26 protein-coding genes are annotated in these 26961 nt (G+C 59.0%); 8 read left to right on the forward strand and 18 right to left on the reverse strand.

The window, feature by feature from the left end:
• Nucleotides 1-19: 19 nt before the first annotated feature.
• The 5 genes from ispF to HMPREF0577_RS09940 form a co-directional block, all read right to left on the reverse strand.
• Nucleotides 20-604, reverse strand: a complete 585-nt coding sequence (gene ispF / locus HMPREF0577_RS09920; protein ID WP_004013750.1) for a 2-C-methyl-D-erythritol 2,4-cyclodiphosphate synthase — start codon at nucleotides 602-604, stop codon at nucleotides 20-22.
• A 199-nt stretch (nucleotides 605-803) separates the two neighbouring features.
• Nucleotides 804-1487 (reverse strand): hypothetical protein, encoded by a 684-nt coding sequence (locus tag HMPREF0577_RS09925; protein ID WP_004013751.1) that lies wholly within the window; start codon nucleotides 1485-1487, stop codon nucleotides 804-806.
• Nucleotides 1484-3019 carry an MFS transporter gene (locus tag HMPREF0577_RS09930; protein ID WP_004013752.1) on the reverse strand — a complete coding sequence of 512 codons (1536 nt, stop codon included), beginning with the start codon at nucleotides 3017-3019 and terminating at the stop codon, nucleotides 1484-1486. The genes HMPREF0577_RS09925 and HMPREF0577_RS09930 overlap by 4 nt, the downstream gene beginning before the upstream one ends.
• Before the next feature lie 154 nt (nucleotides 3020-3173).
• A complete protein-coding gene (gene ispD, locus HMPREF0577_RS09935; protein WP_004013753.1) occupies nucleotides 3174-3911 on the reverse strand; it encodes a 2-C-methyl-D-erythritol 4-phosphate cytidylyltransferase in 738 nt (245 codons plus the stop codon).
• A 238-nt stretch (nucleotides 3912-4149) separates the two neighbouring features.
• Nucleotides 4150-4632 (reverse strand): CarD family transcriptional regulator, encoded by a 483-nt coding sequence (locus HMPREF0577_RS09940; protein ID WP_004013754.1) that lies wholly within the window; start codon nucleotides 4630-4632, stop codon nucleotides 4150-4152.
• Between the two features lie 141 nt (nucleotides 4633-4773).
• Here HMPREF0577_RS09940 and HMPREF0577_RS09945 point away from each other — a divergent pair, with 141 nt between their 5' ends.
• On the forward strand, nucleotides 4774-5013 hold the full coding sequence (locus HMPREF0577_RS09945; RefSeq protein WP_004013755.1) for a hypothetical protein: 240 nt from the start codon (nucleotides 4774-4776) through the stop codon (nucleotides 5011-5013).
• A gap of 154 nt (nucleotides 5014-5167) precedes the next feature.
• Here HMPREF0577_RS09945 and HMPREF0577_RS09950 read toward each other — a convergent pair whose 3' ends face one another.
• Entirely contained in the window at nucleotides 5168-5902 is a 735-nt protein-coding gene (locus HMPREF0577_RS09950; RefSeq protein WP_004013756.1) for a phosphoglyceromutase, read from the reverse strand.
• 261 nt (nucleotides 5903-6163) lie between these two features.
• On the opposite strand from HMPREF0577_RS09950, the gene HMPREF0577_RS09955 reads away from it, so the two are divergent.
• Nucleotides 6164-7345 (forward strand): aldose epimerase family protein, encoded by a 1182-nt coding sequence (locus tag HMPREF0577_RS09955; RefSeq protein ID WP_004013758.1) that lies wholly within the window; start codon nucleotides 6164-6166, stop codon nucleotides 7343-7345.
• Nucleotides 7346-7464: 119 nt separating this feature from the next.
• Complete coding sequence (locus HMPREF0577_RS09960) at nucleotides 7465-8295, forward strand: HAD family hydrolase (RefSeq protein ID WP_004013759.1); 831 nt, start codon at nucleotides 7465-7467, stop codon at nucleotides 8293-8295.
• A gap of 125 nt (nucleotides 8296-8420) precedes the next feature.
• On the opposite strand, the gene HMPREF0577_RS09965 is transcribed toward HMPREF0577_RS09960, so the two are convergent.
• From HMPREF0577_RS09965 to cysS, 6 genes are all read right to left on the reverse strand, one after another.
• Nucleotides 8421-8858, reverse strand: a complete 438-nt coding sequence (locus HMPREF0577_RS09965) for an RpiB/LacA/LacB family sugar-phosphate isomerase (RefSeq protein ID WP_004013760.1) — start codon at nucleotides 8856-8858, stop codon at nucleotides 8421-8423.
• Between the two features lie 132 nt (nucleotides 8859-8990).
• The gene (locus tag HMPREF0577_RS09970; RefSeq protein ID WP_004013761.1) at nucleotides 8991-10553 is read right to left on the reverse strand and encodes an FGGY-family carbohydrate kinase; all 1563 of its coding nucleotides are present in this window, start codon (nucleotides 10551-10553) and stop codon (nucleotides 8991-8993) included.
• A gap of 63 nt (nucleotides 10554-10616) precedes the next feature.
• On the reverse strand, nucleotides 10617-11477 hold the full coding sequence (locus tag HMPREF0577_RS09975) for an HAD-IIA family hydrolase (RefSeq protein WP_004013762.1): 861 nt from the start codon (nucleotides 11475-11477) through the stop codon (nucleotides 10617-10619).
• Between the two features lie 57 nt (nucleotides 11478-11534).
• On the reverse strand, nucleotides 11535-12515 hold the full coding sequence (locus HMPREF0577_RS09980) for a DUF7973 family transport facilitator (protein WP_004013763.1): 981 nt from the start codon (nucleotides 12513-12515) through the stop codon (nucleotides 11535-11537).
• A gap of 337 nt (nucleotides 12516-12852) precedes the next feature.
• Nucleotides 12853-14256, reverse strand: coding sequence for a sn-glycerol-1-phosphate dehydrogenase (locus HMPREF0577_RS09985; RefSeq protein WP_004013764.1), 1404 nt, complete (start codon nucleotides 14254-14256; stop codon nucleotides 12853-12855).
• 96 nt (nucleotides 14257-14352) lie between these two features.
• Complete coding sequence (gene cysS, locus HMPREF0577_RS09990) at nucleotides 14353-15969, reverse strand: cysteine--tRNA ligase (protein ID WP_004013765.1); 1617 nt, start codon at nucleotides 15967-15969, stop codon at nucleotides 14353-14355.
• 145 nt (nucleotides 15970-16114) lie between these two features.
• Between cysS and rlmB the strand changes: the two genes are divergently transcribed.
• From rlmB to HMPREF0577_RS10005, 3 genes are read left to right on the forward strand one after another with little or no spacing between them, the layout of a single operon-like run.
• Nucleotides 16115-17179, forward strand: coding sequence for a 23S rRNA (guanosine(2251)-2'-O)-methyltransferase RlmB (gene rlmB / locus HMPREF0577_RS09995; protein ID WP_004013766.1), 1065 nt, complete (start codon nucleotides 16115-16117; stop codon nucleotides 17177-17179).
• 38 nt (nucleotides 17180-17217) lie between these two features.
• Nucleotides 17218-17478, forward strand: a complete 261-nt coding sequence (locus tag HMPREF0577_RS10000) for a hypothetical protein (RefSeq protein WP_004013767.1) — start codon at nucleotides 17218-17220, stop codon at nucleotides 17476-17478.
• On the forward strand, nucleotides 17475-17696 hold the full coding sequence (locus tag HMPREF0577_RS10005; RefSeq protein WP_004013768.1) for a hypothetical protein: 222 nt from the start codon (nucleotides 17475-17477) through the stop codon (nucleotides 17694-17696). The genes HMPREF0577_RS10000 and HMPREF0577_RS10005 overlap by 4 nt, the downstream gene beginning before the upstream one ends.
• Before the next feature lie 119 nt (nucleotides 17697-17815).
• Here the strand turns inward: HMPREF0577_RS10005 and HMPREF0577_RS10010 are convergent, their stop codons facing one another.
• From HMPREF0577_RS10010 to HMPREF0577_RS10030, 5 genes are read right to left on the reverse strand one after another with little or no spacing between them, the layout of a single operon-like run.
• Nucleotides 17816-18364 carry a DUF1003 domain-containing protein gene (locus HMPREF0577_RS10010; RefSeq protein ID WP_004013769.1) on the reverse strand — a complete coding sequence of 183 codons (549 nt, stop codon included), beginning with the start codon at nucleotides 18362-18364 and terminating at the stop codon, nucleotides 17816-17818.
• Entirely contained in the window at nucleotides 18361-19755 is a 1395-nt protein-coding gene (locus tag HMPREF0577_RS10015) for a magnesium transporter MgtE N-terminal domain-containing protein (RefSeq protein WP_004013770.1), read from the reverse strand. The genes HMPREF0577_RS10010 and HMPREF0577_RS10015 overlap by 4 nt, the downstream gene beginning before the upstream one ends.
• 9 nt (nucleotides 19756-19764) lie before the next feature.
• The gene (locus HMPREF0577_RS10020) at nucleotides 19765-20076 is read right to left on the reverse strand and encodes a P-II family nitrogen regulator (protein WP_004013771.1); all 312 of its coding nucleotides are present in this window, start codon (nucleotides 20074-20076) and stop codon (nucleotides 19765-19767) included.
• 3 nt (nucleotides 20077-20079) lie between these two features.
• Nucleotides 20080-21678 carry a DUF1538 domain-containing protein gene (locus HMPREF0577_RS10025; RefSeq protein WP_004013772.1) on the reverse strand — a complete coding sequence of 533 codons (1599 nt, stop codon included), beginning with the start codon at nucleotides 21676-21678 and terminating at the stop codon, nucleotides 20080-20082.
• Nucleotides 21675-22370 carry a hypothetical protein gene (locus HMPREF0577_RS10030; protein WP_004013773.1) on the reverse strand — a complete coding sequence of 232 codons (696 nt, stop codon included), beginning with the start codon at nucleotides 22368-22370 and terminating at the stop codon, nucleotides 21675-21677. Before HMPREF0577_RS10030 ends, HMPREF0577_RS10025 begins: the two co-directional genes overlap by 4 nt.
• A gap of 172 nt (nucleotides 22371-22542) precedes the next feature.
• Between HMPREF0577_RS10030 and HMPREF0577_RS10035 the strand changes: the two genes are divergently transcribed.
• Both HMPREF0577_RS10035 and HMPREF0577_RS10040 read left to right on the forward strand, forming a co-directional pair.
• A complete protein-coding gene (locus tag HMPREF0577_RS10035; protein ID WP_004013774.1) occupies nucleotides 22543-23469 on the forward strand; it encodes a DsbA family protein in 927 nt (308 codons plus the stop codon).
• A gap of 126 nt (nucleotides 23470-23595) precedes the next feature.
• Nucleotides 23596-24456 carry a cytochrome c biogenesis CcdA family protein gene (locus HMPREF0577_RS10040; RefSeq protein WP_004013775.1) on the forward strand — a complete coding sequence of 287 codons (861 nt, stop codon included), beginning with the start codon at nucleotides 23596-23598 and terminating at the stop codon, nucleotides 24454-24456.
• Nucleotides 24457-24631: 175 nt separating this feature from the next.
• Here the strand turns inward: HMPREF0577_RS10040 and HMPREF0577_RS10045 are convergent, their stop codons facing one another.
• Nucleotides 24632-26848 (reverse strand): hypothetical protein, encoded by a 2217-nt coding sequence (locus HMPREF0577_RS10045; RefSeq protein ID WP_004013776.1) that lies wholly within the window; start codon nucleotides 26846-26848, stop codon nucleotides 24632-24634.
• Nucleotides 26849-26961 lie beyond the last annotated feature (113 nt).

Genomic DNA, 26961 nt, shown 5'->3' on the forward strand with positions numbered 1-26961 from the left:
GCGACTGGTGATTATCGGTTTAATCTCTCCGGTTAATTGTTCGCGATGTTCGCAATGCGGTTCGCATTATGGTTCGCGGTCGATAGCATTGGCGCAATAAACAAATCCCTAAGGCCGCCAGTCCTTCTTTATTCCCCGTGAAACCCATCCGATCCGTGGTGGTCGCGGTGAAACTCACGGGGGCTTGCAGAATCTGAGAAAGAGCCGCGCGAGCGGCATGGTAATACGGCGCGAGACGCGGAACCTGGCCGATGACCTGAACCGAGGCATTGACCACTTCCCAGTGCTCGCGCCGCAGCTTTTCCATGGCAGCTTCCAGAAACACTCGGCCGGCCGCCCCGGCGTATTCGGGGCGGTCAACCCCGAAGTTAGACCCTAAATCCCCTAAATCCGCCGCCGACAGCAGCGCGTCGGCCAGGGCGTGCGCGGCTACGTCCCCGTCGGAGTGCCCCTCGAGCCGGGGCGCGTCAGGAATCGCCAGGGTCGCTATCATGAGGGGCTGACCGGGATTCGCCGCCGCCAACGACCCGTCGGACTGCCGCGCAAAACGGTGGGCATCGAAACCTTGGCCAACTCTCAAATCCATGGTTTCATCATAGCCCACGGATATTTAGCCGCGATGACCTCTCCGACTTTAGGACGGCTAATTTGGACAAACCCAGGGGACGCGCGTGACGAATCCGGGAAATTTTGGCCTGGGACAACCGATTTAACATCCAGGCCGTTTTTTCCTGAATTTGCCACAAAACACGAGACTCAGGCGCCCCCAGGTTTATTTTGGGCTAAAAGCCCAAAATAAACCTTTATTTAAGGTAAATCCGCCCCAGCTGCACAAAGAAATCCTCGGCATAGGCGGCCAGGGTTCCATCCATACCATGCTGTGCCCGGTCGGCCACCGCCACAGCCAGCAAAGCGTTGCGCTTGCCCGTGAAACACACATCCAGGGACTGGGTTTTCCCGCTGCGCGTCACGGTTTGGGTAAACCCGGCCGGACAGGCCGAGCCGGCAAACGGCTTCACCGAAATCTTCGTGACGTGACTCCCAAAGGTAACAGTGGCGTTGCGGCAGGTCGCGGCTTGTTTCCGGATTGTACCCAGCAGCGTAGCAACGTCCTTGTCGCTGGGCGCCAGGAATACTTGCGCACTTGATTTGCCGGTGGTGCTGGTGGCTGCCAGCGACGGCCAATGCAAGTTCGCCAACGCAAACGAGCCTGGCAGTACGTCTTGACAGCCCTCGCCTTGCACCTGGGCGGAGTTCGCCTCGCTGGCCAAAAGCTCAAATTGTTGGCGCAGCTGAACCGACTTGTCTTTGTTGTACGGCACCAGCGCTTCGCCCGCCAGCGGCAAATCCTTGAAAATATGGGCAGTATCCCCCACGTCGGGCGACCCGGCGGCCGGTTGTGAATCCACCACAGTGCCCCCGCAGCCCGCCAGAATCCCCGCCAGCGCTATTCCGGTCAGCGCTGCGCCCAGCTTCCGTGCTTTCATCGTTCGGCTCCTTCCGTGGTGGTGGCTTCCCTTGGAGTAGTTTCGTTGGGGGCGGCCGCGCCGCCCTGGTTTTCCTCGGTTTCACGAGGCGCCATCCCGGAATCCGACGTTTCGCCCGCCACCCCGGCTAGCGCCTCATGAACGGGAGCCCCACCCGCACCGGGGCGAGTGTCCTTCACCGGCAACAACAACAGCAAGCCCAGCAACAGCACCAGAGCGACCCCTAAGATGCCCCAGTATTGCGCCTGTTCGTGAACCGGCAGCATCGAGCCGCCAACCCCCGTGGTCACCGCCGTCAACGCCGGGTCATAGAAGGGCGTCAGCTGCGAGCCCACCCCGATGAACAGCGCAAACATCAGCGGTGCCAACCAAGTCACGGAGCGACCCGTGGTTTGGTACAAGCCGAAAACCTCGCCTTCGTGTCCGGGCGGGATGCGCCGCGACAGGAAGGAACGCGAGGCCGACTGGGCTGGGCCCACCCAAATCGTCATGAACAGCCCGAAAGTCCAAAACACGATTTTCCCCCGGTCGTGCAAAAAGAACACCGCCACACAGGTACCCACCAAGGCTATCAAGGAAATCAGCATGACTTTCTTGGGACCAATCCGATCGTCTAGAATCCCGAAAGCCGAGGTCGCGACGCCGGCGATAATGTTGGCAGCCACTGCGAAAAGAATTACTTCGCCGGCGGAAAACCCGAAGGTCACCCCGGCAATGATACCCCCGAAAGTAAACACCCCCGACAGCCCATCGCGGAAAATCGCGGAAGCCACCAAGAAATACAACACGTTGGGGGCTTTGTGAAACAGCCAGACAATCGTGCGGAACAAGCGGCGATAGGATTCCCACAGGGTTTCGCGGGGCAAATCCTCGCTGCCAGGTACGACGCGCCCCCGCACCGTGAAAATCACCGGCGCGAACATAATCACCGACCACAGAGCCGACACCAGCATCGCCACGCGCACCCCCATGCCGTTGGCGGTGTTGATACCCATAAAGTTTTTCTCGGTGATGAAACCATAGTTCAGGAACATCAACAGGATAATCCCTCCGAAATACCCGCTGGCCCAGCCAATACCAGAGACCCGCCCCACGTTTTCCGGGGTGGAAATCCGGGGCAACATAGCATAGTAATTTACGGTGGCGAACTCGAAGAACATAGTCATCACCGCCAGCAGCCCCACGCCCAGCCACAGAAAGTTCGGGTGGGGCACCACCAGGAACATTCCCGCCAGACACGCCACGACGATGGCAGAGAAAACCATTAACCAAAACGTGCCTTTGCCGCGCCGATCTGCGCGTTGCCCGGTAATTGGGGCGGTCAGCGCGACAATGATGCCGGCGACGGTCATCCCGATGGAAACCGCTTGGGAGCTTAACGTTTGGTTGCCGAAACTGGCGGAAGTCAGGTACACCGTGAACACGAAGGTGGTGGCGACCGCGTTTACCGAGGCGCCGCCCGCGTCCCACAGGCACCAAGAGATTAATTGAATCAACGAGCCCGAAGAGGCTTTCTTTGCTTTACTTGCCACGGATTTAGACTATCGGTTTTTCGGGAGTGTTGGCTTTTTTTCGGCGCGAAAGTCGGGGGTCAGGGGGCGTGCTGGGGATAAGAATACGTAACTGGTGCGATTTTGGCCGCATCGTCGGATATAGGAAGATGTGGCCGAAATCGCACTGGTTACGTCAGCCAGCCTCGGGGCAATCGGAGTTGGCGAGCAGTTGCGCGACTTGCAGGTCGAAAGGCGTGGTGATTTTCAGGCTGCGCGGCGAACCGGGTACTACCGCAACGGGTATCCCGGCAGCTTCCGCTAAGGCCGCGTCGTCCCCGAAGGCGCTGGTTTCGGTGGCGGCGCGCGCGGCGAAACGCCGGTGCAGTTCCAACAAGGTTGGCAGCGGGAATCCCTGGGGGGTTTGCACGGCGCGCAATTGGGAGCGGTTCAGGGTGTCGGTTACCACTTCGCGGGCGGGGGTGGAAACGTTACGCACCACCTTGATGGTATCCAACACGGGGGTCGCGGGAATCACCGCCGGGCAGCCCTGTTGCAACGCTGCCACGACCTGGGAAAACACGGTGGCGGGCGTAAAAGGGCGAGCGGCGTCATGAACTAAAACCAGGTCAGACTCGGTGATTGGGGCAGCCACATCCGCGAGAGCCTCTAAGGCCGCCAACACTGAGGCCTGGCGGGAGGCGCCCCCCGGGACGACCAGCGGAGGTGGCGATGCGAATTGGGCGGCTACCTGGGAGAAGCCGGCGAGGTAGGCGGGCGGCGCGCTGATAACTACCAGGTTACTGGGCGGCAGGTGGTGCAAGGCGTGTGCCAGCAGGGAATCCGAACCTAGTGTGACCAGGGCTTTCGGAGTGTTGGCGCCCAGGCGGGTGCCAGATCCGGCCGCAGTGAGAACAATGAATAAACGTGACATTTTTTAAGTGAGTCGGTACTGGAGTCGGGAGAAATGCGCCGAGGGGCGAAATTTGGGTTTTGAACCCGGCAGAAATTCAGGAAAAAATGGGGGTGGGGCTCTGTATATTTGAGCCTCACCCCCAAAAAATCCTCGATTTCTGCCACCTGTCCCGGTGCTAAGAATCTGTGTAAAACCCGAGAGGCGGTGGCGGGGAAAAGAAAAGCCGGGGGTACCCGGCTTTTCCCGATATTCAGATTTAGGAGGCGAGAACCTCGTCGAGACGGTTCGAAGCGTCTTCTTCGTTGGTTTTCTCGGCCAAAGCGAGTTCGGAGACCAGAATCTGGCGAGCCTTGCTCAACATGCGCTTTTCCCCAGCAGACAGACCCTTTTTCGAGTCGCGGCGGGACAAGTCGCGGACGACCTCGGCCACTTTCACTACGTCACCAGTGGCGATTTTCTCGACATTGGCTTTGTAGCGGCGCGACCAGTTGGAGGGTTCCTCGGTTTTGGTGGTTCGCAGTACCTCGAAGACGTGCTCCAGGCCTTCTTTGTCCACGACATCGCGGACTCCAACCATTTCCACGTTTTCCGATGGAATCTGGATGGTTAAATCGGCTTGTGCTACTCGCAACTTCAAGTATTCGCGTTCCACACCCCCGATAACCCGTGTCGTGATTTCTTCGATTACAGCAGCTCCATGATGAGGGTACACTACGGTTTCACCGACGGTAAAAGTCATATTATTAAATCTCCCGTTGTTGAGGTGGATATACCCATTCTATCACGAAAGCTGGTATAAGTTAAGAGTTTAAGTTATGTTTTTGGGCGCGAATACTGGAAACCGCGCCGGGGCAGGTGGGAATCATAAAGAGGGGGATGCATGTACCAGAACCGCCACTCCCATAGACGTTTGCGAGCCAAAAAAAAGTCGCAGGCCATTGATTTAACCAATGCGGCGGTGAAACGGAAATCCGCCTTGGCGGCGTGGAAATCCTTGGCGGGACGAGCCGGGGACTTGGCCTTACTGCACGGGCGCGACGCGGAGTTGCTCGACCCGCCGGTCTATCGCGTCCGGCGCACGCGCCGCAATTCGGTGCCCACCAAGGGCACCGAATTTTAGAAGCCTGGAGCTGGCGGCGCGCGGCTGTTTTTGCACCATCGCTGCCGCCGCCCTGGACGATACCAGTAACGGCGGAGCCTGGGGCTCCGCCGTTACGGTTTTAAATCAAAATTCGACCAGTGAAAATAACTGTCTAAGCTGTGATTTAGGCTGATTATTTACCCTGGTTGGCGACGGCCTTGATGGCGTTTTCCGCCGCTTGCGGGTCGAGGTAGCGACCCGGTGCCACTGGCTTCATATCTTCACCCAACTCGTAGTAAAGCGGAATCCCGGTCGGGATATTCAGACCCGAGATTTCCTCGTCACTAATGGAATCCAGGTGCTTTACGATAGCACGCAGCGAGTTGCCATGGGCTGCAATCATCACGGTCTTGCCGGTCTTGAGATCGGGGATAATCGCATCATTCCAGTACGGCAAAGCGCGTTCCAACACGTCTTTGAGGCATTCCGACAAGGGAATCGGCTCGCCCGCGTAACGCGGGTCGGCGTCCTGGCTGAACTCGGAGCCTTTTTCGATAGCGGGCGGTGGCACATCGTAGGAACGGCGCCACTGCATAAACAGTTCTTCGCCGTATTCATCACGAATCGCCTTTTTATTCATTCCCTGCAGGGCACCATAGTGGCGCTCGTTCAGCCTCCAGGTGCGACGCACCGGAATCCAGTGGCGGTCGGCCGCATCCAGCGCCAGGTTCGCAGTCATAATCGCGCGGCGCAACAGAGAAGTGTGCAGAATATCGGGCAAAATTCCCTCGGATTTCAACAGTTCACCGCCGTGGGTGGCTTCGGCGCGGCCCTTTTCGGACAGCGGCACATCGACCCAGCCGGTGAACAGGTTTTTAGCATTCCATTCGCTCTCGCCGTGGCGGAGCAACACCAGTTTGTATGTCATGCCTATATTCTTGCACACCACCAGGCCGCTTGTTGCGTTTTGGCGGTGGCTTCATGAGGTGCTATCCGGGTTGTTTACCGTAACCCGGGATACTGCCTTGCTTTTGAACAAAATCGTATTGCCGACAGAAATTGGGGAGGTTTTGGGGGTCAGACCCCAATATACAGAGCCGCCCCCCCATTTACCCAAACTTCTGTCAGATATCCCACTCCCGCTTAAACTGTTAGCTACGGGCACATAAGGTAAAGCGGGGATTGTGGTATGAACAACAGAGTTTTTGGGGAATTAGGCGGGGAAACCATCCGAGCCTATACGATTGGTGTACCCGGCGGACTGACAGTTGAAATTCTGGACTGGGGTGCATCCATTAATAGTGTTCGTCTGGATGGCAAACCCGAAAGCGAAGTTGCGGTTGGTTTCGCTGATGTTTCGAGCCGCCAAGATGAATACTTCGGAGCGATAATCGGCCGGGTTTCCAACCGAATTAAATCAGCCCAGATTGACATAGATGGCCAGCAATTCTTGCTAGCACCTAATGAAGCTGCAAACACCTTGCACGGCGGACCACAGGGCTTTAGCGCTCGTCGTTGGACAGTAAACCCAGGCGACGTGGCCGAAAGAGCCGCTGACGCTGAATTGGAGAATCCGGGCGGAACAAAGGTTGCGGACACCTTGCATCTGAGCCTATTCAGTCCCGACGGCGACCAGGGATTCCCCGGGAATGTTTCGGTAAACGCCACCTACCGGGTTGCGGGGTGTACCCTCGGCCTCGAGATGGAAGCCACCACCGATGCGCCCACCGCGCTGTCACTGACCAACCACACCTATTGGAACTTGGCCGGAGCGGGCACTATTGACGGGCATCTGGTGGCGGTGGATGCGGATTACTATTTGCCGATAGATGGGCAATCCATACCCACGGGAGAGCTATCCGAGGTCACGGGAACCCCATTTGACCTGCGGACTTTGTCCCCAATCGGGCGGGCTTTGCGCCACGCTCACCCCCAGATTGGGGCGGGTCGGGGGATTGACCACACGTTTTGTGTGCGCGGACGGGGAATGCGCCGCCACGCCCGTGTGGAGCACCCGGACAGTGGCCGCGCCATGGAAGTGTGGTCGGATCAGCCAGGAATCCAGGTGTACACTGGGAATTTCTTGGACGGGTCGCTGGTGGCACGCGGTGGCGCGTGGCTGCGACATGGTCGCCGGAGCCACGCTCTAGATGGCAAAGACCCAAAAAAACGGCAAAATTCCATTCTAGCCAAAGCGCCTCGCGATACCTCCGCTGGAACTACTCTAAGGCGTCTCCGAGCTGGCGACGCGCTGGCACTGGAACCGGGATGCTATCCCGACACGGTACATCACCCAGAATGGGGGAATATTATTTTGCGCCCCGGGGAAAAATGGCGTTCGCGCATCGAGTGGCGCCTGGCAGCAACATAGTCTCGCCCTGGCACTTGCGGCTTTGCCGCTCAAGGTGCGCCGACTAACCCCTCTGTCGAAAACCGACAAACCCCAGGCCAATATTGCAAAAAGCTCTGTGAAATGAAAAGGTACTGAGTATGGAGGAAAAGCACGTCTCGCGAGCCGAACTTGAACCCGTTAAACTGGCGATTTTCGACGTGGATGGCACCTTGGCACGTGACGATGCCATGCTGAGCCCCGCCACCTACCAAGCCTTGGGGCGCCTGGGGGAAAGCGGCATCACCGTGGTGATAGCCACTGGGCGCACCCGCAACGCTTCTGCCGAAATCCTGAATCGCGCCGGAGTCCCCGGCTATATCGTCAGCTACAACGGTGCCCTCACTATGCACCATCCCACCGGACGAGTTCTTGACATTTCCCCGTTGAATCGGGATTTACTTTCGGAATGCTGGATGCTTGACAGCGAACACCACCTGGAGCTGACAGTTTTTTCGGATCAGAAAATCTATTCCCGAGTTGACGGTGAAGCGCGTCGCCTGCTGGGTATCGCCTGTAACGAAGAGCCAGTTCTGATTGAAAACCTGGCGGATATTGACCGCGACCCCGACCACAGTGTGCCGTTGAAAGCTATGTTTTACCGGGATGCTCAGTACGTCGATGAACTGCGCCGCGTAGTGTTGCAACGCTTTCCCTTCGCGGTGCAAACCCTGCCGGAGTTCATCGAATTGGCCAATCCGCATATCAGCAAGGCTCACGGTTTGGAGTTGATTCTGAATGATTTGGGCTTGACATGGTCACAGACCCTGGGGGTGGGGGACTCAGAGAATGACATGCAATGGCTGCCGAAAGTCGGGATTTCCCTGTGCCCCAGCAACGCGTATGACTGTGTCAAGGCTATCTGTGATTACCAGATTGGCTCCAATGATGAAGACTGCGTGGCGGCCTTTATCGATTCCTGGTTAGGTTAGTCCCATCATGGACACATAAGCGCTTTGATAAGATAATCTACTGGATAAAACCCCGGGTTACAGGTTTACCTTGGGGTCGAGATATCCGAAACTTGGGCTTATGCGTCCATGACAGACAACAATACCTAGTCTTCGCGCTCAAACTCGCAAATCCGCGCGACTTTCGCCCCGCTGCGCGAAGCCGGATCGAAGGTGTACTTGAGGTATTCCTCTAGGAACATCTCGGCCGATTTCACGCCCACGACCTGCGAGCCCATCGCAATTAGATTCGCGTTATTACTCAGCGTGGCGCGCTGTGCCTGGTAAATATCCGTCACACACGCGCAATACGCCCCCTTGACCTTGTTCGCCGCAATCGACACCCCGATGCCGGTGCCACAAACCAGCACGCCCCGGTCGAATTCCCCGGCGGCCACAGCCTTAGCCACCGCCACGGCCGTATTGGCGTAAATCGGGTCTTCGGCGCCGAAATCTTTGACCTCGTGTCCAAGCTGCTGGGCTTTCGCAATCAAAGCCAGTTTCAAATCGGCCGCGTTAGGGTCGCATCCAAATGCTATCTTCATAGTTTTTCCTCTCTGTTATCTTGTTTCTTGCGTTAATTTTAGGGGTTCATGAGGTGCCATCCGGGAAAACTCGCGTAAACCCGAACTGGCACCTCATGAACCCGAAGTACCCGAGGCACCGAGCCGCACCGGTTACGAAATGTGATCCACAGTCTTGTGCGTCAACTCGGCCATTTGCGGCCACGCGTCCATATACTGTTGGACAAAGAACTTGTATTCCTCGTGGCGATTCATATCCGGTTCAATCACGTCGGATTCGTGAACCATGTTGCGTGCCGCATCCGCGAGTGTCGGATAGAGATTCACGCCGACCGCCGCCAACATGCACGAACCCAGTACCACCGCGTCGCCGACCTCGGTTAAGGTAGCAGGAATCCCGGTGACATCCGCATACATCTGCATCCACACGCGCGACTTGGTGGCACCCCCGCAGTACACCAGCTTTTCAGGCTTGAACCCGCCGTCGGTCATGGCCTTTAAATTGTGAGCCGTGCCGTAGGCCACGCCTTCCATAATTGCGTGATAGAAATGCTCGGCGGTGTGCGACAAGGACAGCCCCCACACCAGGCCACGCGCCTTGGAATCCGTGTAGGGCGTACGGTTGCCCTGGAAGTATTCGTTGACAATCAAACCATCCGAGCCCGGTGGGATATTAGCGCATGACTTGTCCATCACTTCGTAGGCGTTCAGCCCAATGCGTTCGGTAGCGTTCACCACGTCGCGGGCGAAATTGTCCTTGAACCACTTCAATACTGAACCGGAAGACACCGAGGATCCCTCGACGGTGTACTGGCCTTCCACCACCGCATCGGTGTAGCCGCCCATGAAGCCTTGGCCGTAAATCGGATTTGAGCTTTGGCCACTCATGACCTGGGAGGAACCGGTGATAATCGCCAGCGACCCGGGTTCCACCGCGCCGAGGCCGATTTGGCCGTGCCAAGCATCCCCGCCGCCTTGAATCACCGGAATTCCGGGGGTTAGACCCAAATCGGTGGCGGCTTTCACCGAAAGCCCCTCGACGGGTTGTCCCAGGGGCAAGACATCTTCGGGAAGTTTTTCGAATACATCTCCGCAACCCACGGCCTCGTAGAATTCCACCGGCCATCCGCCGTGGTCGCGATTGTAATAGGCGCGAATCGCGGCGGTGTTCAGGTTCGCGGTCCACCGCCCGGTCAGTTTGTAGGTAATCCAGTCCGGGGCATCGACCAACCGGTAGGCCGCCCGGTAAATCTCGGGCTCATTGTCCTTGAGCCACGCGGCTTTGAACGGATACCATTCGGCGGTAACTGGCATAGTGCCCCCGCCGTTGTACAGTTTCGCCCAGTGATCAAAAACATCGCCGCGCGCGGCCTGCTCGGTGGCGCGCACGTCCATCCACATGATGGCGTTGCGCAGTGCATTGCCTTCTTTGTCCAGGGCTACCACCGTCATAGTGGTGGCATCGGCACAGATGGCGGCGATGTGTCGGGCGGGAATCCCGGTTTGGTCGAGGACTCGGTACACCGAGGCTTTGAGAGCTTCCCACCAGTCGTCGGGGGATTGTTCGGCCTGTCCGGGTCGAGGGAATTTTGTTTCGTACGGGGTGGCGGCAAATCCCATGGAGTTGCCGCGCAAGTCAAAGATGGCGGTGCGACACGATTCGGTGCCATAGTCGATTCCGAGCAGATACGGTCCTTCGTAACCAGGTGAAACCACGATGTTTCCTTTCTTTTATGGTGGTTTTGGGGTGGGGTTCATGAGGTGCTAGCCGGGCTAGCGTCATGAATTGTCAATCCACCCTAGTTCTTTCCAGGTTTCGACCGGGATGAGTCTGTCCACCCGGTCAAGTAAATAAGTTGGCTGATCTTTGGGGTCAAGAGCCTCGGCTTCTTGCCAGGTGGAGTCCCCGGTCAGGGGCATCGCCGAGTCTATACCGGCCTTTACCGCCATTTGGATATCAGTGCCGAGTCGGTCGCCTACCATCAGACAGTTTTCCAGTTTCACATCCAGGCCAGCCAGGGCTTCCACCAGCATTTCCCGGTTGGGTTTACCGACCACCATTTCGCACTGGCACTGGGTACAGGCTTCGATGGCGGCGATGATGGCGGCACAGTCGGGTTCACCGCGACCTCCCGGGAAGGGGCAGTAGCGGTCGGGGTTGGTAGCGACCAGTTTGGCGCGTTTGTGAAACCAGATAGCGTCGAAGGCGATTTGGAGTTTACGATAGTCAAAAGTGCGGTCATAGGAGGCCACCACAATGTCGATTTCGGCGGGGTCTTCAGACAGCTTTATTCCCGCCGTTTTAAAGGCGTTAATCAGGGGTGGTTCCGCGATAGGGAACACCGTGGCCTCGGGATGATGCTCCCGTAGCCACTTAGTCATGGTGACTACGGTGTTGGCGACTTCGGAGATATCGGTGGGTAGCCCCAGTTTCTCAAGTTTTTCGACGTAGAGTTGGGGGTCTTTGGTGGGGTTATTGGACAGGTAGCGGATGGGGAGGTGGCGGGTGCGCAGCTGTTCAATCATCCTTTTAGCACCGGGCAGCAGGTGGTCACCCAGATATATGGTTCCGTCCATATCGAAGATATAGGCATCATAGAATTTGGTGGGGAATCTGAGTGGCACCTGCTGCTCGGTCATATTGGCTCCTTGTGTCGGAATGGTTAGTGGTGATTGTGGATTTGCCGCGCTGGGTTTTTAGCCCAGAACCGAGGACAAACCGAGGATAATAGTGGTGGTAGGCCAGATAGCTCCGGCGGGGGGATCAATGTGGGTGTCACCGCCGTCGTAGCAAAGATGGGCAATAAACTCGGCCACGAGTGCCGCAATCATACCGAATACCACTCCGATGACCAGAGCCACATAGAAGTTGTAGCCCACGACTGGCAGGAACTTGACCGCAGCCAAAGCCGCCATAATCGTCATGTGGTGGGTGACCGGAACTTTTATCCCGAAGCAGATGATAAAGATGCAGATGGCGGACAACGCGAAGGGCAGAGCCTGAGAGTTGGCCATAATCACGTCAGCAATCCCTTTATCGGCAGTGTGGTGTGCGAAGTGCGCCAAGGTCAAAGCGATTCCCGCTCCGAACAGACCGGAAAAAGCCCCCAAGGTGAGGTACTGGGAGGGTTTTTCTTGCCAGTCCAGCCAGCGTTTGGTGCCTTCTGGTTTGGAGACCCACGCGAAGGGCTTGGTTTTTGAGAAGCAAATCCGGGCAATGATGCCGGAAATGAAAACGGTTAAAGCCACCGAATCGGTATGGGTTCCAAACCAAGGAATCATGGCGATTCCCTTTTGCAGGAGGTATCCGCCCACACCGAAGACCGCCCCGACCAGTAGCACGTCGGGGTGTCCCAGACCCGCTAGGGGCTGGTTAATATCCCGGCCGGCACCAGTGTCTGCCATGAGCTTCTTTTTCCCGGCCGCATAGGCCGAAGCCGCCACGCCGCCGGCAAAAGCTACGTGTGGCCCGAAAGCCGGCCCGAAGGCCAAATAAGTGAAACCAACATCAGAACCGGTGGCGTAGGCAATAGCGAAGGCTACAAAAATCGCTATCCCGGTAAATCCGAAGGCATTGTTGGCGCCGATAGCGGCACCAAAGAAGCCCCCGCCTATGGAGGCTATCAAACCGAAAATCGTGATACTTTCCACGAATTGCATTGCTAAGTCTGGAGTCATTATTTTCTACCTATTCGAGTGGGAACGTCACCTGTGACGTTCGCGTGTCTTATTTGGTATCCAGGAACCGTGTTGTTCCCGATGTCGATATTAAGTTGTGCGTTATTCAATTTTGTTTCATCGAGGCGTTCAACACCCCCGACGGAAATCCTATATTACCTGATTAGGGCGGATTGGACGACAAATTTTGGGATAAAAAACTTCTCCTGCACTTTCGAGCAGGAGAAGTACCCAGACCTGAAATAAATTTCAGCTACAGCGTCGACAACCTCCTAATCCCAATTCGGGATTACCTAAGAGGGAGTCATTCGGCTAGCGGCTTTATCCGGCGAGGGCTTTATTCGGCGTGGCGGTGTTGTCCCCAGAAACCTTTGGGGCCAAAGAGACGATAAACCATTTGATCCAAAATCCCCAGGTCGGTCAGAATATCCAAAATAGTGTAGCGGCTGCGAATCATTTGAGCCTTGAAATATGTGGTGCGGAAGCGATCCCAGTCGATTTTAATCATTTCCGGATGGTAGGGAGCCCCCACGGCTTTCAGCCGATTCCACACGTCTTGCGGGTCAAGTAGCTGCGAGGAGCAGCGTTCCTTAATGATTGGCCACTTTTCCTTAAGCAAGTCGATGCGAGCTCGCAGCTGTGCGCCTTCCACCCGCTTGTTTAGTACATGTTTTACGGCTTGTTCGGCGATAATTGGGTCGAAACAACCTCGAACCCGCGCCTCTAGGTATTCTGGGGTTTTCACGGCCGCCTCGGCGCGTTCCACGTCAAAATCGTTCACGTCCAGGCGCAAAAACTCTTGCCACAAGGCACAAGACGCAATGGTTCCAATCCCGACCTTAAACCCGTGAGTCAAAGGCGGTTCCCAATCCAGCCCATGTCCTTCCATCTCCCAGGTGTGTGAAAACTGGTGTCCCGCACCAGAGGCTGGACGCGAAGAATTATGTGCCTGCATCGCCAAGCCACTCATGATTTGGCCTTCACCTAATTTAGCGATGGCCTCTGCCTTACCCGCGCGACAGCCGTCCGGGTCGGCTAAGGAATCCAGAAGGGAACCTTGCACCAGGCTCCACACGTATTCATCTATCGGCTCGATACCGAGTTCGTCAGAGAGAATCCAGTCCGCCCCGGCGGGAACCTTTTCAATCAAGTCCCCGTATCCGGTGGCGGTTAGCCGCAACGGAGCCTGGCATAGCACGTCAATGTCCATCACCAAACCGGCCGGGGCGGCACAATCACGAGTAATCTTGAAACCATCGCGGGAAATCGAAGCGCCGAAAGCCGCGAAACCATCCACCGAGGCCGCCGTGCACACGTTCAGGTACTCACGTCCCAGTTCATGAGAGGCCAGTTTCGCGTGATCATTCAAAGTGCCAGAACCAATGGAACAGATAATCGCGTCAAAAGGCCGGGCGTATTCGCGCACCACCGAGGTCGTGTCATAATCGGCGTAAAGCGTGGGGGATCCGGGGAAAATCTTGGGTTGGTCAGCCAACTCTACCCCGGCAGCCCGGAGCGAAGCCAACACCGGCTCCCCGCAGGCTTTAAACGTGTTTTCGTCGGCTATCACCAAGGCTTTTTTGCCTGGGAAAAGCCGGGTGAACAGCGAGCCGGTTTTATCCAATACGCCTTGGCCGAACTCGATGCCCCGGGTTTGGGTAGCGGTTTTTAAGGCTTGTTCTATTAGTTTCGTCATTGAATCCTCCTTAAGGGTCACAGTTTCGTCTAGATTGTATCCCATTGACGATGGACACATAAGCGAGTTATTGAGAATGCTTGATAAAGAGATAAGGCTGTGACCTGGGATTCCGCCCAACCAATTACCTTAGCAAAAGGCTTATGTGTCCGCAATAGATTTAACGCGATACGTAGCCCCGGTGGGGGTGTCGGTGATTTGCAGGCCACTGGCTTCCAACAGGTCGCGCAGGGCATCAGCCCGCGCCCAATCCCGGGACTGTTTAGCCGCACCGCGCTGTTCCAACAGCGCTGCTACCAGGGATTTCAAACAGTCGGCGCTGGGGTCTTTGCGGTTTTTCGACCCGGCTCCAGCGCTGGCGCCACTGTCGGAAGCACCCCAAGCCGAATCGGCCGGGTCGAGGCCGAGCACATCCAACATGGCTCGCAACTGCAGGGCTTGCGCCGCCGCAGCGGCGATATCGCCACTGGCCAAGGCACTGTGCCCGGTTTTCACGGCACGGTGCAGCGCGGGCAGCGCGCCGGGCACATTCAAATCATCGTCTAGGGCGGCCACGAAATCTTCGGGTAGCGTCACGTCCGCGAGTTCGCTTTGCCGCGCCAAATCCGGGTTTTCATCGCCATACTTGTCTGTGAGCGGCGCGGAGGCGGGGGGGACCGGGTCGGGTTCCCCCGGATTCATGAGGGGCTTGCTCGAATTTACGGCGTTATCCGGGATGGCACCTCGTGAATTCGACATCCCCGCGCAACCAGCGGCTGACTGGACGGCCGAAACAAAACCCGCGAACTTGTCCCACAAACCGGCGGCTTGCACCAGGGTGTCCTCGGAAAACTCCAGATTAGTGCGGTAATGCGTGGCGATTACCGCCAGACGCACCACCGGCGCGGGCCACTTTCCCAGCAGGCGGCGCACCCCAACCACATTGCCCACCGACTTCGACATTTTTTCGCCCTTCAGGGTCAGCCAGGCATTGTGCATCCACAGCCTAGCGAAGCCCCAGCCGGCGCCGTGAGACTGGGCTTGTTCATTCTCGTGGTGGGGGAAACGCAAATCCAGCCCGCCCCCGTGAATGTCAAAGGTATCCCCCAGATAGGCTTGGCTCATGGCGGAGCACTCCAGATGCCAACCCGGCCGGCCCCGACCCCAGGGGGCATCCCAGGCGGCATCGGCGGGTTCCTCTGGTTTCGCGGCCTTCCACAAGGCAAAATCGCGGGGGTCACGTTTGCCCGATTCAGTTGCGGCATCGATTTGCGCGGCATCCTCGGTGGTGGCCAGGTCAGCCACGCGCTGGTTGGTAAGCGAGCCGTAATCCGGCAGACTTTTCACCGCGAAGTACACGTTTCCCGCCGTGTCGGCATAGGCGTGACCCCGGTCGAGCAGGCGCTGCACCAGGGCAATTTGCTGGGGAATATGCCCGGTGGCATGTGGGGTTACGTCGGGGGGCACCGTGTTGAGCGCCCGGTAGGCCCAGTCAAACTCGCGTTCGAAATGCGCGGCCAGCGCCCACCACGGCAGACCCAGTTCGCGGGATTTCTTCAGGATTTTATCGTCGATATCCGTCACGTTGCGCACATAAGTGACCTCGAGGCCACTGCGGCGCAGCCAGCGCACCAGCACGTCAAAATCCAAGGCCGCCCTAAGGTGTCCCAGGTGGGGGGCGCCCTGGACAGTCGGCCCACACAGATACAGCCCGACCTTCCCCGTGTTTAGGGGCTTAAATTCACGCACCGCGTGAGTGGCGGAATCGTAGAGTTTCATAAGACCAGTCTAGCATCGAGGGTTTTACCGGTGCCTATCGGGGCGACGCATACCATGAGTTGCACCCACGCAGCGACTGGGCGTCTCGCAGGCGGTCGCGCCCGCAAGTGTAGCTACGAGTTGTCAGAACAGGTAAAATGCCAGAATGAAGAAAAAAGGCACCGGCGGTCACGGCCGCAAACGACTGGCAGGCAAAGGCCCCACCCCGAAAGCCTCCAATCGCACCTACCACCAGGCCTACCGCGATCGGATTGCGGCCGAAAAGAAAGCCACGCATACTAATGCCCAGCGCAGTCGAGCCGCCGCCAAAGACCACTATCGCCCGCATACTCGTGCCGGGGCAGAACTGATATTCGGCCGCAATCCCGTGTCTGAGGCCGCTGTGGCCGGGGTGCCGTTCAAGCGCTTGTTTGTGGCTTCGACCATTATGAAAGACCCCAAACTGGCCAAGGTGGTGGAACGTGCTTCGGCCAGCGGGGTGCCCCTGCGGGAATGTTCGGCTGCGGACCTGGATCGCCTCACGGAGGGTGGAGTCCACCAGGGTATCGCCGCTGAGCTCTGCGCCTACCAGTACTTAGACGTGATGGAACTGTGGGATTTGGCGGTGGCGCGTGCCGAGGCCGCTGGTTGCGCCGCCTCAGCTGGTTGCGCCGTTGTTTCGCCCGCCGTTCATGAGGTGCCATCCGGGGTTCTGGGCGAAACGCCAAAATCTGACCTGGCGCCTCATGAAACCGTGGCGACCAAGCCCCCCACCCACCCGCCGCTGTTGGTCGCCCTCGACCAGGTCACCGACCCGCACAACCTCGGCGCCGTGCTGCGCTCGGCCGCAGCCTTTGGAGCCGACGGCGTAATCATTCCCGAACACCGCGCGGCCTCGGTGAACGCCGCCGCCTGGAAGGTCAGCGCCGGGGCGGCCGCGATTGTGCCGGTGGCTCAGGCCACAAACCTGACCCGGGCGCTGCAAGACCTCAAACGCGCTGGGGCCTTTGTTATTGGCCTGGACGGGGGCGGGGACGTGGCGCTGCCCGACCTGCAGCTGACCGACGTGCCGCTGGTGGTCGTGACCGGGTCGGAAGGGCGGGGGATTTCCCGCCTGGTGCGAGACACTTGCGACCAGATTGTCTCGATTCCGATTGCCCCGCGCATGGAATCACTGAACGCGGCGGTCGCCACCGGCATCGCCCTGTACCAGATAGCCGTGCGGCGCTAACTGCCGATACCGAGCCAAAACCTTGCTAAAATCTTGGTATGTCAAAGATTATTCCGAGCGCGTATAAGCACGGTTTTACCGATGCTGATATTTTGTGCGCCTGGGATAATTATGTTTGGCAGATTGTCGAGGTTCAAGAACCGCCCAAAGTCATCAGGCTCGGATACGATTCCAAAGCTCGGGCTTTGGAAGTCGGCGGCGTATTTGACAGCGAAGACTGGTTGATTATTCACGCGATGAAAGCCCGAAAGAAGTATTTGCAACAGGTACCGATGCCTGTCAGGGGGTATTTGCTATGAGTTTGAGTGAAGCACAGTTACAGCAGCTAGCCGATGATTTCGAGGTCGGCTGGAGTGAAGCGCGGTTGCAACACGCGAAAGGCTCCTTTGGGCCGGGTCTGGTTGATTTCCTGCCGGCGTTTTTGTACGAACGCTTGCAGGCAAAAGCTCGCGAACAGGGCAAGGGCGACTTTGAAGTCATTCAAGATGCACTGAAAGCCTACCTGATACCGGCGTAGCTAAACACGCACTGATACCAGGGGGAAATTTCGGGTTTACAACCCGAAATTCGGGCAAGCACCTCGTGAATTTGGCACAAACGTAACATCGCCCTGTACCAGATAGCCGCGCGGCGCAGCTAAACGTCCGTGCCAGAATCGTTAGCCGGCGGAATTACTTCGCGCGACTCCAGGTCGGCCAGCAAATCCCGCAACTCGGAGCGCACAAAATCCCGGGTCGCTAACTCGGAAACCGCCAGGCGCAAAGCCGCAATTTCGCGGGTCAAATACTCGGTATCAGCCAGGGTGCGGGCGGCCTGCTGGCGGTCTTGTTCGGCGATAACCCGGTCGCGGTCGTCCTGGCGGTTTTGGGCGAACATAATCAGCGGCGCGGCATAGGACGCCTGGGTGGAAAACGCCAGATTCAGCAAAATAAACGGATACGGATCCCAAGGGTTATGCGTGCCCATCCAGGTGCTCAACGCCAGGTTGGCCACAATCCATACCACTACGAACACGGTCATCCACAGGATAAACTTCGAGGTGCCCATGAACCGCGCGGTGGCTTCGGCGAAGCGCGTGAACAGTGAGCGGTCTTGGGCACCCAGTTGGGTACGGCTGCGGGTGCGTTGCCGCCTCCCGAACCAGCCACGTCGCCCTTCGCTGGGGGTTTCCAGTGATTTTGTCATTGTCCTCCTCCCGTTTCGCCGCTGGGGCTGGCGTTCGCACCTTCTGCGTCATCCGAGGCCAACAGTGCCGCCACATCTTCGCCGTTTGCCCCATCGGCCTCCGCTGCGGCCTCGGCTTCCGCGACGGCAGCGGCTTCGACCGCCGCGCGATCATCCCAACGCCAGTCCTCGGGCAGCAAGTGATCTAGCACGTCATCGACGGAAACCGCGCCCAGCAGTGACCCGGTGTTGGGACCCACCACCGGCAGCACCGTCAAGTTATAGGTCGCCAAGGTTCGGGTCAAATAGTCCACCGTCTTGTCTGGGGTGACACCTTCCAGGTCGGTGTCGATAATGTTTCCCAACTGGGTGTTGGGTGGTTCGCGCAGGGCGCGTTGCAGGTGCACTACCCCGATGAATTTCCCAGTGGGGGTCTCTAGGGGTGGGCGGCATATCATGGCCATTGCGGCCAGGGCGGGGGGAATGTCGCGGCGTTGCACGTGAGCCAGCATGGTGGCCACGGAGTCATCAGGAGCCAGCACCACTGGCTCGGTGGTCATCAAACCGCCGGCGGTTTCTTCGTCATAGGCCAGCAGGCGGCGCACGTCCTTGGCTTCCTCTGGTTCCATTAGCTCCAACAGGTCAGCGGCCAGTTTCCGGGGCAACTCAGCCACCAGGTCGGCCGCATCGTCGGGTTGCATCACGTCTAGAACATCCGCGACACGTTCCGGTTCCAGGGAAGAAACAATCTTGACCTGGTCGTGTTCCTCCAGTTCTTCGAGTACGTCGGCCAGGCGCCCGTCGGGCAACTGGGCGGCGACTTCCACCATGCGGGTTTCCGGCAAATCGTGCAGGGCTTCGGCCATATCCGGGGGTTTCATTTCCCCCAGGTTGGCCAGCAAAGTGTCGGCGGCCTGGTCTGTGCCGCGCACTCCCAGGCCTTGAATCGCCGCCAAATCAACGGTCAGGCTTTCGCCCAGCCGGTCGCGGAAAGCCCCGCGCACCAGGCGGGCGACGTGTACTCGGGTCACCAGCCAGGTGCCGTCGCGTTGCTGTTCGATGGCAATATCCATCACTTGTCCCCGCCCCGAACCATCCGCAAAATTGACTTCGCGGTCTAAAAGCTCGCTGATAACACAGGTCTCTAGGGGGCGCGCCTGGAAACGCCGCAGGTTCACCAGCCCGGTGGTGATTACTGCGTCGGGTTTCATCGAGGTGACCCGGGTTATCGGCACAAACACCCGGTGTGTCCGGGTGACTTCCACCACCAGGCCGATTGCCAGGGGAGTGCGTCGATGCAGCAAGACCACCACGTCATAGACTTTGCCCACCGGGTCGCCGATGGGGTCGAACACGGTGGTGCCGCCCAGTTTCCCGATGAATACGCGCTGTGTTTCCTGGTTTGTGCTCACGACTTAAGCCTACCCGTTTGCTTGGTATAGTCCACGCACTCGCGCTAAATCCTGGACGAAAACAATGCCGTTGCCCGGTTCGTCGAGGCGCAAATCCGTTGAAATCTGGGCGACAATGTCGCGTACGCGGGTATCTTCGGCCAAAATCAGCACCAGTTCCTTTTCCGGCTCGACGCTGAACCCGAACAGGCTCGCGGTTTCATGCACCCCCGAGCCGCGCGCGTTGATGATGCTGCCGCCGTGCGACCCGGCTTTCACGGCCGCGTCGATTACCGCTTCGGCGCGGCCTTTTTCCACTATTGTCAGGATTACTTGGTGCATGAGTTATTTTCCTTCCGGGGTGGAGGGGTCGGGTTTGTTTTGGTTATCCTGGTCGTCGGGGTTGCCTTGGCTGTCGGGTTTACCGGGTGCGTCGCTTTCATGAGGCGCTTCCCGGGGTTTGCGCAGGTTTGTTCGGATCCGCGCTCGCGCCGAGAACAAAATCCCCAGCAGTTGAATCGCGACTGGGGGCATTAATGCCACCATGGAAATCAGTCCCAGCCCATCCACCACCGGATCCGCCCCGGGGCTGCCGGTGGCCCCACCCTGAGCGAAAGCCAGTACAAAAGTGGTGACCATGGGTCCGGGGGCGACCCCGCCCCCGTCAAAGGCGAGTCCCCCGAACAGCTCGGAGCTAAGAAATGTCAGCCCCAGAGCCAAAATGTAGCCCGCCGTCAGCAGGTGCCACAATTCCAGGCCGGCCACCACCAGGCGCAGGGTCGAGAGCATCACGGCCAGCCCCACGCCCAACGCCATCGCGCCCATCACTGTAGTGCGCCGCACCGAACCCGAGGTCACGTCTTGGACTTGCTCGGTCAACACGTGTACGGCGGGTTCGGCCAGCACCGCCAGGAACCCCAGGGCGAAAGCCACCCCCAGCAGCACGGCCGGGTGCCCGTGCTTGGCCAGTTGCGAGCCGACCAGGCGACCCACATCCATGAATCCGCCGTTCGCCCCGGTCAAAAACAGCGTCAATCCCAGGAAGGTCATGACGATGCCACTTAGAATCCGTGCCCGTGTGGCGCGCGGCAGACGAAACGAGGCCACGTCCCCTATCAGGAACAAGGCCACCAGGGGGATTAAAGCCAGGAACACGGCTTGCGCCTCATGCGGCAGATGCGCCAAGAGCGGTTCGATAATCCGGGTCGTATCGGGGCGAACGGCGGGGACGCTGGCGGGCAAATCCCCCAGAGGTAAGACAATAGCTGTCAACTGGAGGGCGACAATCGCCCCCACGCAGGCAATCGCTACCAGCCCGAAGGCGGCGCCTTGGCCGCCGCGAGCATCGCGTTTCATGGCGGCGACCCCGGCGGCTAGCGCCAATACTACCGGCACGGTCAACGGCCCGGTGGTCGCCCCGGAGGCATCAAAGGCTATCGCCAAATATTCTGCCGGGGCTACCAGCGCTAAAACCACCACCAGCCCGTAGGCCAAAACCAGCACGGTTTTCAGCCGCCACATCCGCAAAATCCGCACCATCCCCAGGCACAGCATCACCGCTAGACCCAGGGACACCACCACCATCAACAGCAGGGAACTGACCACCCCGCCGGTCAAGTTGTTGACCTGGGCGGCGTAAATCAAAATATCGGGTTCCGCCATGGTCAACAGGAATCCCAACACGAACGTCACCCCCATTACCACGGTGAAACGCCCCGATTTCACGACTTGCTTGGCAATCACCCGCCCCAGCGGGGCGATGCCCACGTCGACCCCCAGTAAAAACAGCGACAGCCCCAGAATCACGGTGACCGCGCCCAGGGCGAAACGCGGCAGCATCATGCCCGGTAGTGGCACTAAAGTCAGGTGCAACAACAGGACGACCACCGCGATGGGGACGACCGAGAGGGTTGTTTCTTTCAGTTTCGCACTTAGCGCGTTCATGAGGCGCTTCCTGGGGTGGTGGGCTGACTCGGTTGATACAGGCCGGTCACGGCGATGATATCTTGGGTAAACAGAATCCCGTGATTCGGTTTTTCCAAATCCAGGCGCTGGTCAATCGCTTCCTCTACCGCCGGGGCAATCTTGGCGGGCACCAGCATCAACACAATGTCCTTTTCGGGTTCTATTTCCATGCCGAGCACCTGCTGGGTCTGGTTTACGCCCGAGCCGCGCCCGGGGATTACGGTGCCGCCCCGAGAACCGGCCTGTCCTGCGGCGGCGAGGACTTCCTCGGCGAGGCCGCGTTCCACAATCGTGGTAACCAGCTGCCAGTCGGCGGGGGGTCGCGCGGTGGCTTCCGGCCAGTTTTTGCCGGCTTCGGTGCCGACCATGCCCTGCATGGCGGTGGCGAAGGCGATACCCCGGTTGGGTTTCTCGAAGTGGAAATGCGCGCTCAGGTGTGTCATCACTTCCCGGGCGGTTTTCGTGTCCGTCCCCATAATCACGATTTCCTTGCGGGAATCCACGACTCCGATTAGGTTCAGCCATTTGTTCTTGATGGTGCCGCGCCCCAGCATCACGGTGGCGCCGCGAATGCCGTGGCGTTTGGCCTGGGTGATGACCTTTGAGGCCATTTCTTCGTTCACTATCACGTAGAGCAGCGCCGCGTCTTTGTGCCAGTTCTTCTCGAGCATGTTTCGCCTTCCTAAGTTGTTTAGGGAGTTTCTGCCATTGTATCAATGCTGGCTAGGCTTGGTTTCGGGTTGCCTAGGTTGCCATTTCGGGTTCATGAGGGGCGAGCCTTAATTCCGCGTAGATTTAGCAACTCAGCTATAGTGTTTCAGGTAAGAGACTCCTGGAGGATTAATGGCGAAAAAGAAGAATAACTCCCGCGATGAAATGGCACCTCATGAAATGGGCGCCGCGAACGGAACCGACGCGAGCTTTACTCCCGACGTAACCGGCACTGCCACCCGCTCGGCGGCCAATGTTGCCACCATGCGCGCCCTGGCCACACTGATAGTGCTGGTGTTGCTGGTTATAGCGTTCTTCCTGGGACGCGCTAGCGTCGGCAACGGCGCGGATCACGCCGGCGCGGGGAAAACCGGAGCTACCAGCAGCGACGCAAAAACCGGGGGTTCCAAACAACTCGCCGCTTTTGTCGCGGAAACCGGACTGGCTCCCGGCCAGGACTTCGCCCTTCCCCTCAGCGAGGAAAACGGCCGGAAAGCCTTGAAACAAACCCAAAAGGATCTGGACGCCCCCACCCGTACCCTCGGTAAGGACTCGGCACCCGTCACCTTGACGGTGATGAGCGACTTCTCTTGTCCCATGTGTACCCGCTGGGAACAGCAAACTTTGCCTGCCCTCGAGGAACTCGCGGCCGCCGGGGACGTGAAACTGCAGTGGGTGAACCTGGTGATTTTTGCTGAACAATACCGTTCGGACATCGCCGCCCACGGGGCTATCGCGGCCGGGAAGCAAGGCAAGCTTTGGGAATTTGTCCATGCTGCCTATGGGGCGGCCGGGGAAGGCAATCATGCCGAGTACACCAAAGAATCTGTGACTGAAATGGCTAAAGCAGCTGGCGTGCCCGATATCGAGAAATTCAAAACCGATTTGACCAGTGACGAAACCGAAAAACAAATGCAAGACGAAAGTCGCTCGGCTCGCCGACTCGGCATCAATGGCACGCCGTTCTTCATTGTCGGCGACTCGGTTATCTCCGGAGCCTACCCCACGGAATATTTCGCGAACACTATCAAGTACCAAAAATACTTGGCCACGCATTGAATCCCGCGATTCCTTAGGATGTCCTAAGCTAGATATTACGGCTCGCGCCAACCTCGCGACCAGCGCGCTGGTGCCCGGTGCTATGCTATTCATGTTCTGGAATATCCACTTTACAGGAGGAATAAAATGGATGCGCTACCACTAGCGGTAGCCTATGCCGGCGGCGTTCTAACGCTATTCTCGCCGTGTTCGGCCCTGCTGATTCCCTCGTTCTTCGCTTACGCTTTCGCGTCACGCCGTACCTTGCTGTCACGAATCCTCGTTTTCTTCGTGGGGCTCCTGGCCGGGTTGCTGCCGCTGGGTGTAGCCTTGGGTGCAATCGGCGCGCAACTCGCCGCCAGTCGCGCCACCATCACCCTGTGGTGCGGCATCGCGGTTATAATCTTTGGCCTGTGGCAGGCCTTGGCTCTCCCCGCTCCCTCCTGGCAAGAAATCGCCTACGCCCTGGAACCTGAAAAACGCCGCGCCGCGCGCGCCGCCCGCCAGCACGCCCCTCGCGACAAGACCTCGCCCCTAGCGGTATTCCTGCTCGGTCTGGCCTATGGCCTGGCCTCCACCGGCTGTGCCGGGCACATCACCGGCGCAATTTCCGTCTATGTCGTCAGCGGCGGCAGCCCCATCGTCGGATTCTTCATCATGCTGTGCTTCGCCGCCGGCATGTACACCCCCGTCGCGATTCTGGCTTTCTTCTGGGATCGCATCCCCAAAAACCTCGTCCGCCCACGCCCCATCACGGTTTTCGGTCGCCCCACCACCCGCGGCTCGGTCATCTCCGGTATCGTCTTGGTGTTCCTGGGTGTCATCATGATTTTCTTCGGCGGTGGTGCCCTGTCAATCTCGGTTCTGAGTGTCGAACAGCAAGTCGCCCTGGAAATCGGCGCGACGCGCCTGCTTTCCGGCGTGCCGAACTGGCTGTTCGTCGCCCTGGTCGTTTTGCTCATCGCCCTGCTGGTGGTCTATCTGCGCGGTCGCCGTAACCAGCGCTAGCTGTGCCCCTCGGCTTCACGAGGTGCTTGTGCCGCTTCGGTGGTTCGCGAGTGCGCTCGCGAACCACCTCGCTAGCGAAGGTGCTCGTCCGGGGTGGCGCGTGGCGCCACCCGCGCTTTGCTCACACCATTGGTCTGTACAGGGTTTTGACGGATGGCTAAGAGGCGTTCACGCGCTACAGGTCGCCAAGTTCGGCCAGCGCGGTTTCGGGGGACAGGTCGGCGGGGAAATGGAAGCCGGTTCTAGGTGACAAAGACATGCCCTCCCAGATAACCGGGCCGGCCACCATTGCGGTGCGTTTGAACTGCTGAGTCAAGAAACGCCGATAGAATACTCGCAGCCACTCCAGGATTTCCTCGCGGCTGAAATAGCGGTTCACTTCGGAGTTTACCGGGTGGTTTTCATCCGTTGGGCTAGCGGAACCACCGGTCGGTGAGGCGGGTGGGGCTCCCGCCGCGTCACCGCCCGCCGCCTGCCGGGTAAAGGCCGCCACCGCCAGGAAAGCCACCAGGCGTGGATTGGCGCCCCGCAGGGTGTGGTACAGGAAAAAGTCATGCAGCAGGTAGGGTCCAATCGCGCCTTCGGTGGTTTGGTGTTGTTCCACCCCGCCCGCGTCCGCGTGATCCGGAATCAGCTCGGGGGTGATATCGGCGCTGATAATCTCGGCTAGCACCTCATGAAGCCGAGCTTCGTCGCCCACCAGCCCCCGCTCGCAGAGCACTCGCGCCGCGACGCGAATCAGGTCGGGCATCATGGATTTTGGCACCCCGCCGTTGACCCCGTAGTGGCTCATGTGGTCGCCCACCCCGTAGGTGCACCAGCCCAGCGCCGCCTCGGACAAATCGCCGGTGCCCAGCACGAATCCGCCGCGCTGGTTCGCCAGGCGGAACAGGTAGTCGGCTCGCAACCCGGCCTGGATGTTTTCGAAAGTCACGTCATAGACCGGCTTGCCCGACCCGGCCGGATGCCCCATAGTGCGCAGCATTTCGGTGGCGGTGGCGCGAATATCGATGGTTTCGCAGTCCACGCCCAGCGCTTCGGCCAGGCGCAGCGCCGCATTTTTGGTGCCGGCAGAGGTGGCGAAGCCCGGCATGGTAAAAGCCAGGATTGCCCGCCGCCAGTCGTCCGGGGTGTTGGCTGTCTGGTCTGCGGCGTTGCCGTTTGTTGCCAATTTCAGGTTCGCCGGGCTCGCGCTGGTGACGGGGGTGGGGCTCGTCTTGGCGGGGATTGTTTCGTTTTCATGAGGTGCCAGCCCGGCCACGGGGCTCTCCCCGGCCTCGCGCCCGGTTTGGGATTCGAAACGCCCGGCCTTGGCGGCTACGGCCACCAGCAAAGCCAGGGTGGAATCGAGACCCCCGGACAAACCCAGAACTATATTTGCATCCCGCACGGCCGACAAGCGCCTCATGAGACCCGCGACTTGAACCTCGAAAGCCTCGCGCAACTCTGCGCGATACCGCCTGGCCGAACCCGGAACCAAGGGCCGTTGGGCGGGTGGCTCTAACAGGGGAATCTTGGCATCCAAATCCACGTCAACCCGGAAATTCTCGCTGTTACCCCCAAAGGGATAATCCCAGGCCGTGTCGCCACGAGTTGCCAAGAGTTCTGGCAGCACCACATCAGCCAAGGTCAGACCGGCCGTTCCCAGATGTTCTTCGGCGGCTAGCACTGAACCGTTACAAGAGACAAAGCCCGCCGCTAGGGGAGTGCTATCGGTAGAGGATTCGCCTCGTGAACCCGCCGCTACCACCACCGCTGTTCCGGTCGAACGCGAGAGTTCACGCGCCGCGCGGTGCAGCCGACGCAAGGCACCAACCGTGCGCACTGGAGCTGCTAGCTGTACCAACAGCGTGGGGGCAGTCGGAAGTGGTGTCCCGGCCGCCATGTCAGATTCACTAGACGCTGGTTTATCGGCCAGAACCGAGCCAAAACCGGATGTCGATACCCGAGTCGCTAGCGCCGCATAAGACCCCAACAAATCCTCGCCCACCAGCGGCAATACCCGTAGTCCCGCCAGATTAGAGGCGGTGAAACCAAGGGGTGATTCTGCGGCATCGTGCACCGTCCCGTCGGTGATGAACAGGGCGCGCGACTGGCCGGCCAGCCGCGCGCCGAGCACCAGTAACAGCCCTAAATCCTTGGTTTCTTGGGCAATCTGGCGTAAAGCCGCGCCTGTAGCTGTGGTGACCGAAGTGTTGCCTCCCCAGTCTCCCACGGTGGCTCCCGCCAGGCAGTCGCGCGGAAACACCAGCACCGCGACGTGGGCGGTGGCAGCGGCACGCGCCAGCTCGATTATTTTGCCAGCATTGACCTGGGGGTCGCCCAGAGTGACTTCGAAGGTAGCGGCACCGACGCGCGCGATACCATGGGTGTAAATGTTGTTGAAGTTCATGGACTTAGTCTAGTGCCGTGCCGGGAGTATGGACACCTAAGCCAATTCCGACCGGCTCGCCGTGGGTGAAATCCCAGGTCAGGGGGCTCTTAAGTAAGTGACATATCAAGTTT

The organism is Mobiluncus mulieris ATCC 35243, assembly GCF_000160615.1.
GTDB lineage: Bacteria > Actinomycetota > Actinomycetes > Actinomycetales > Actinomycetaceae > Mobiluncus > Mobiluncus mulieris.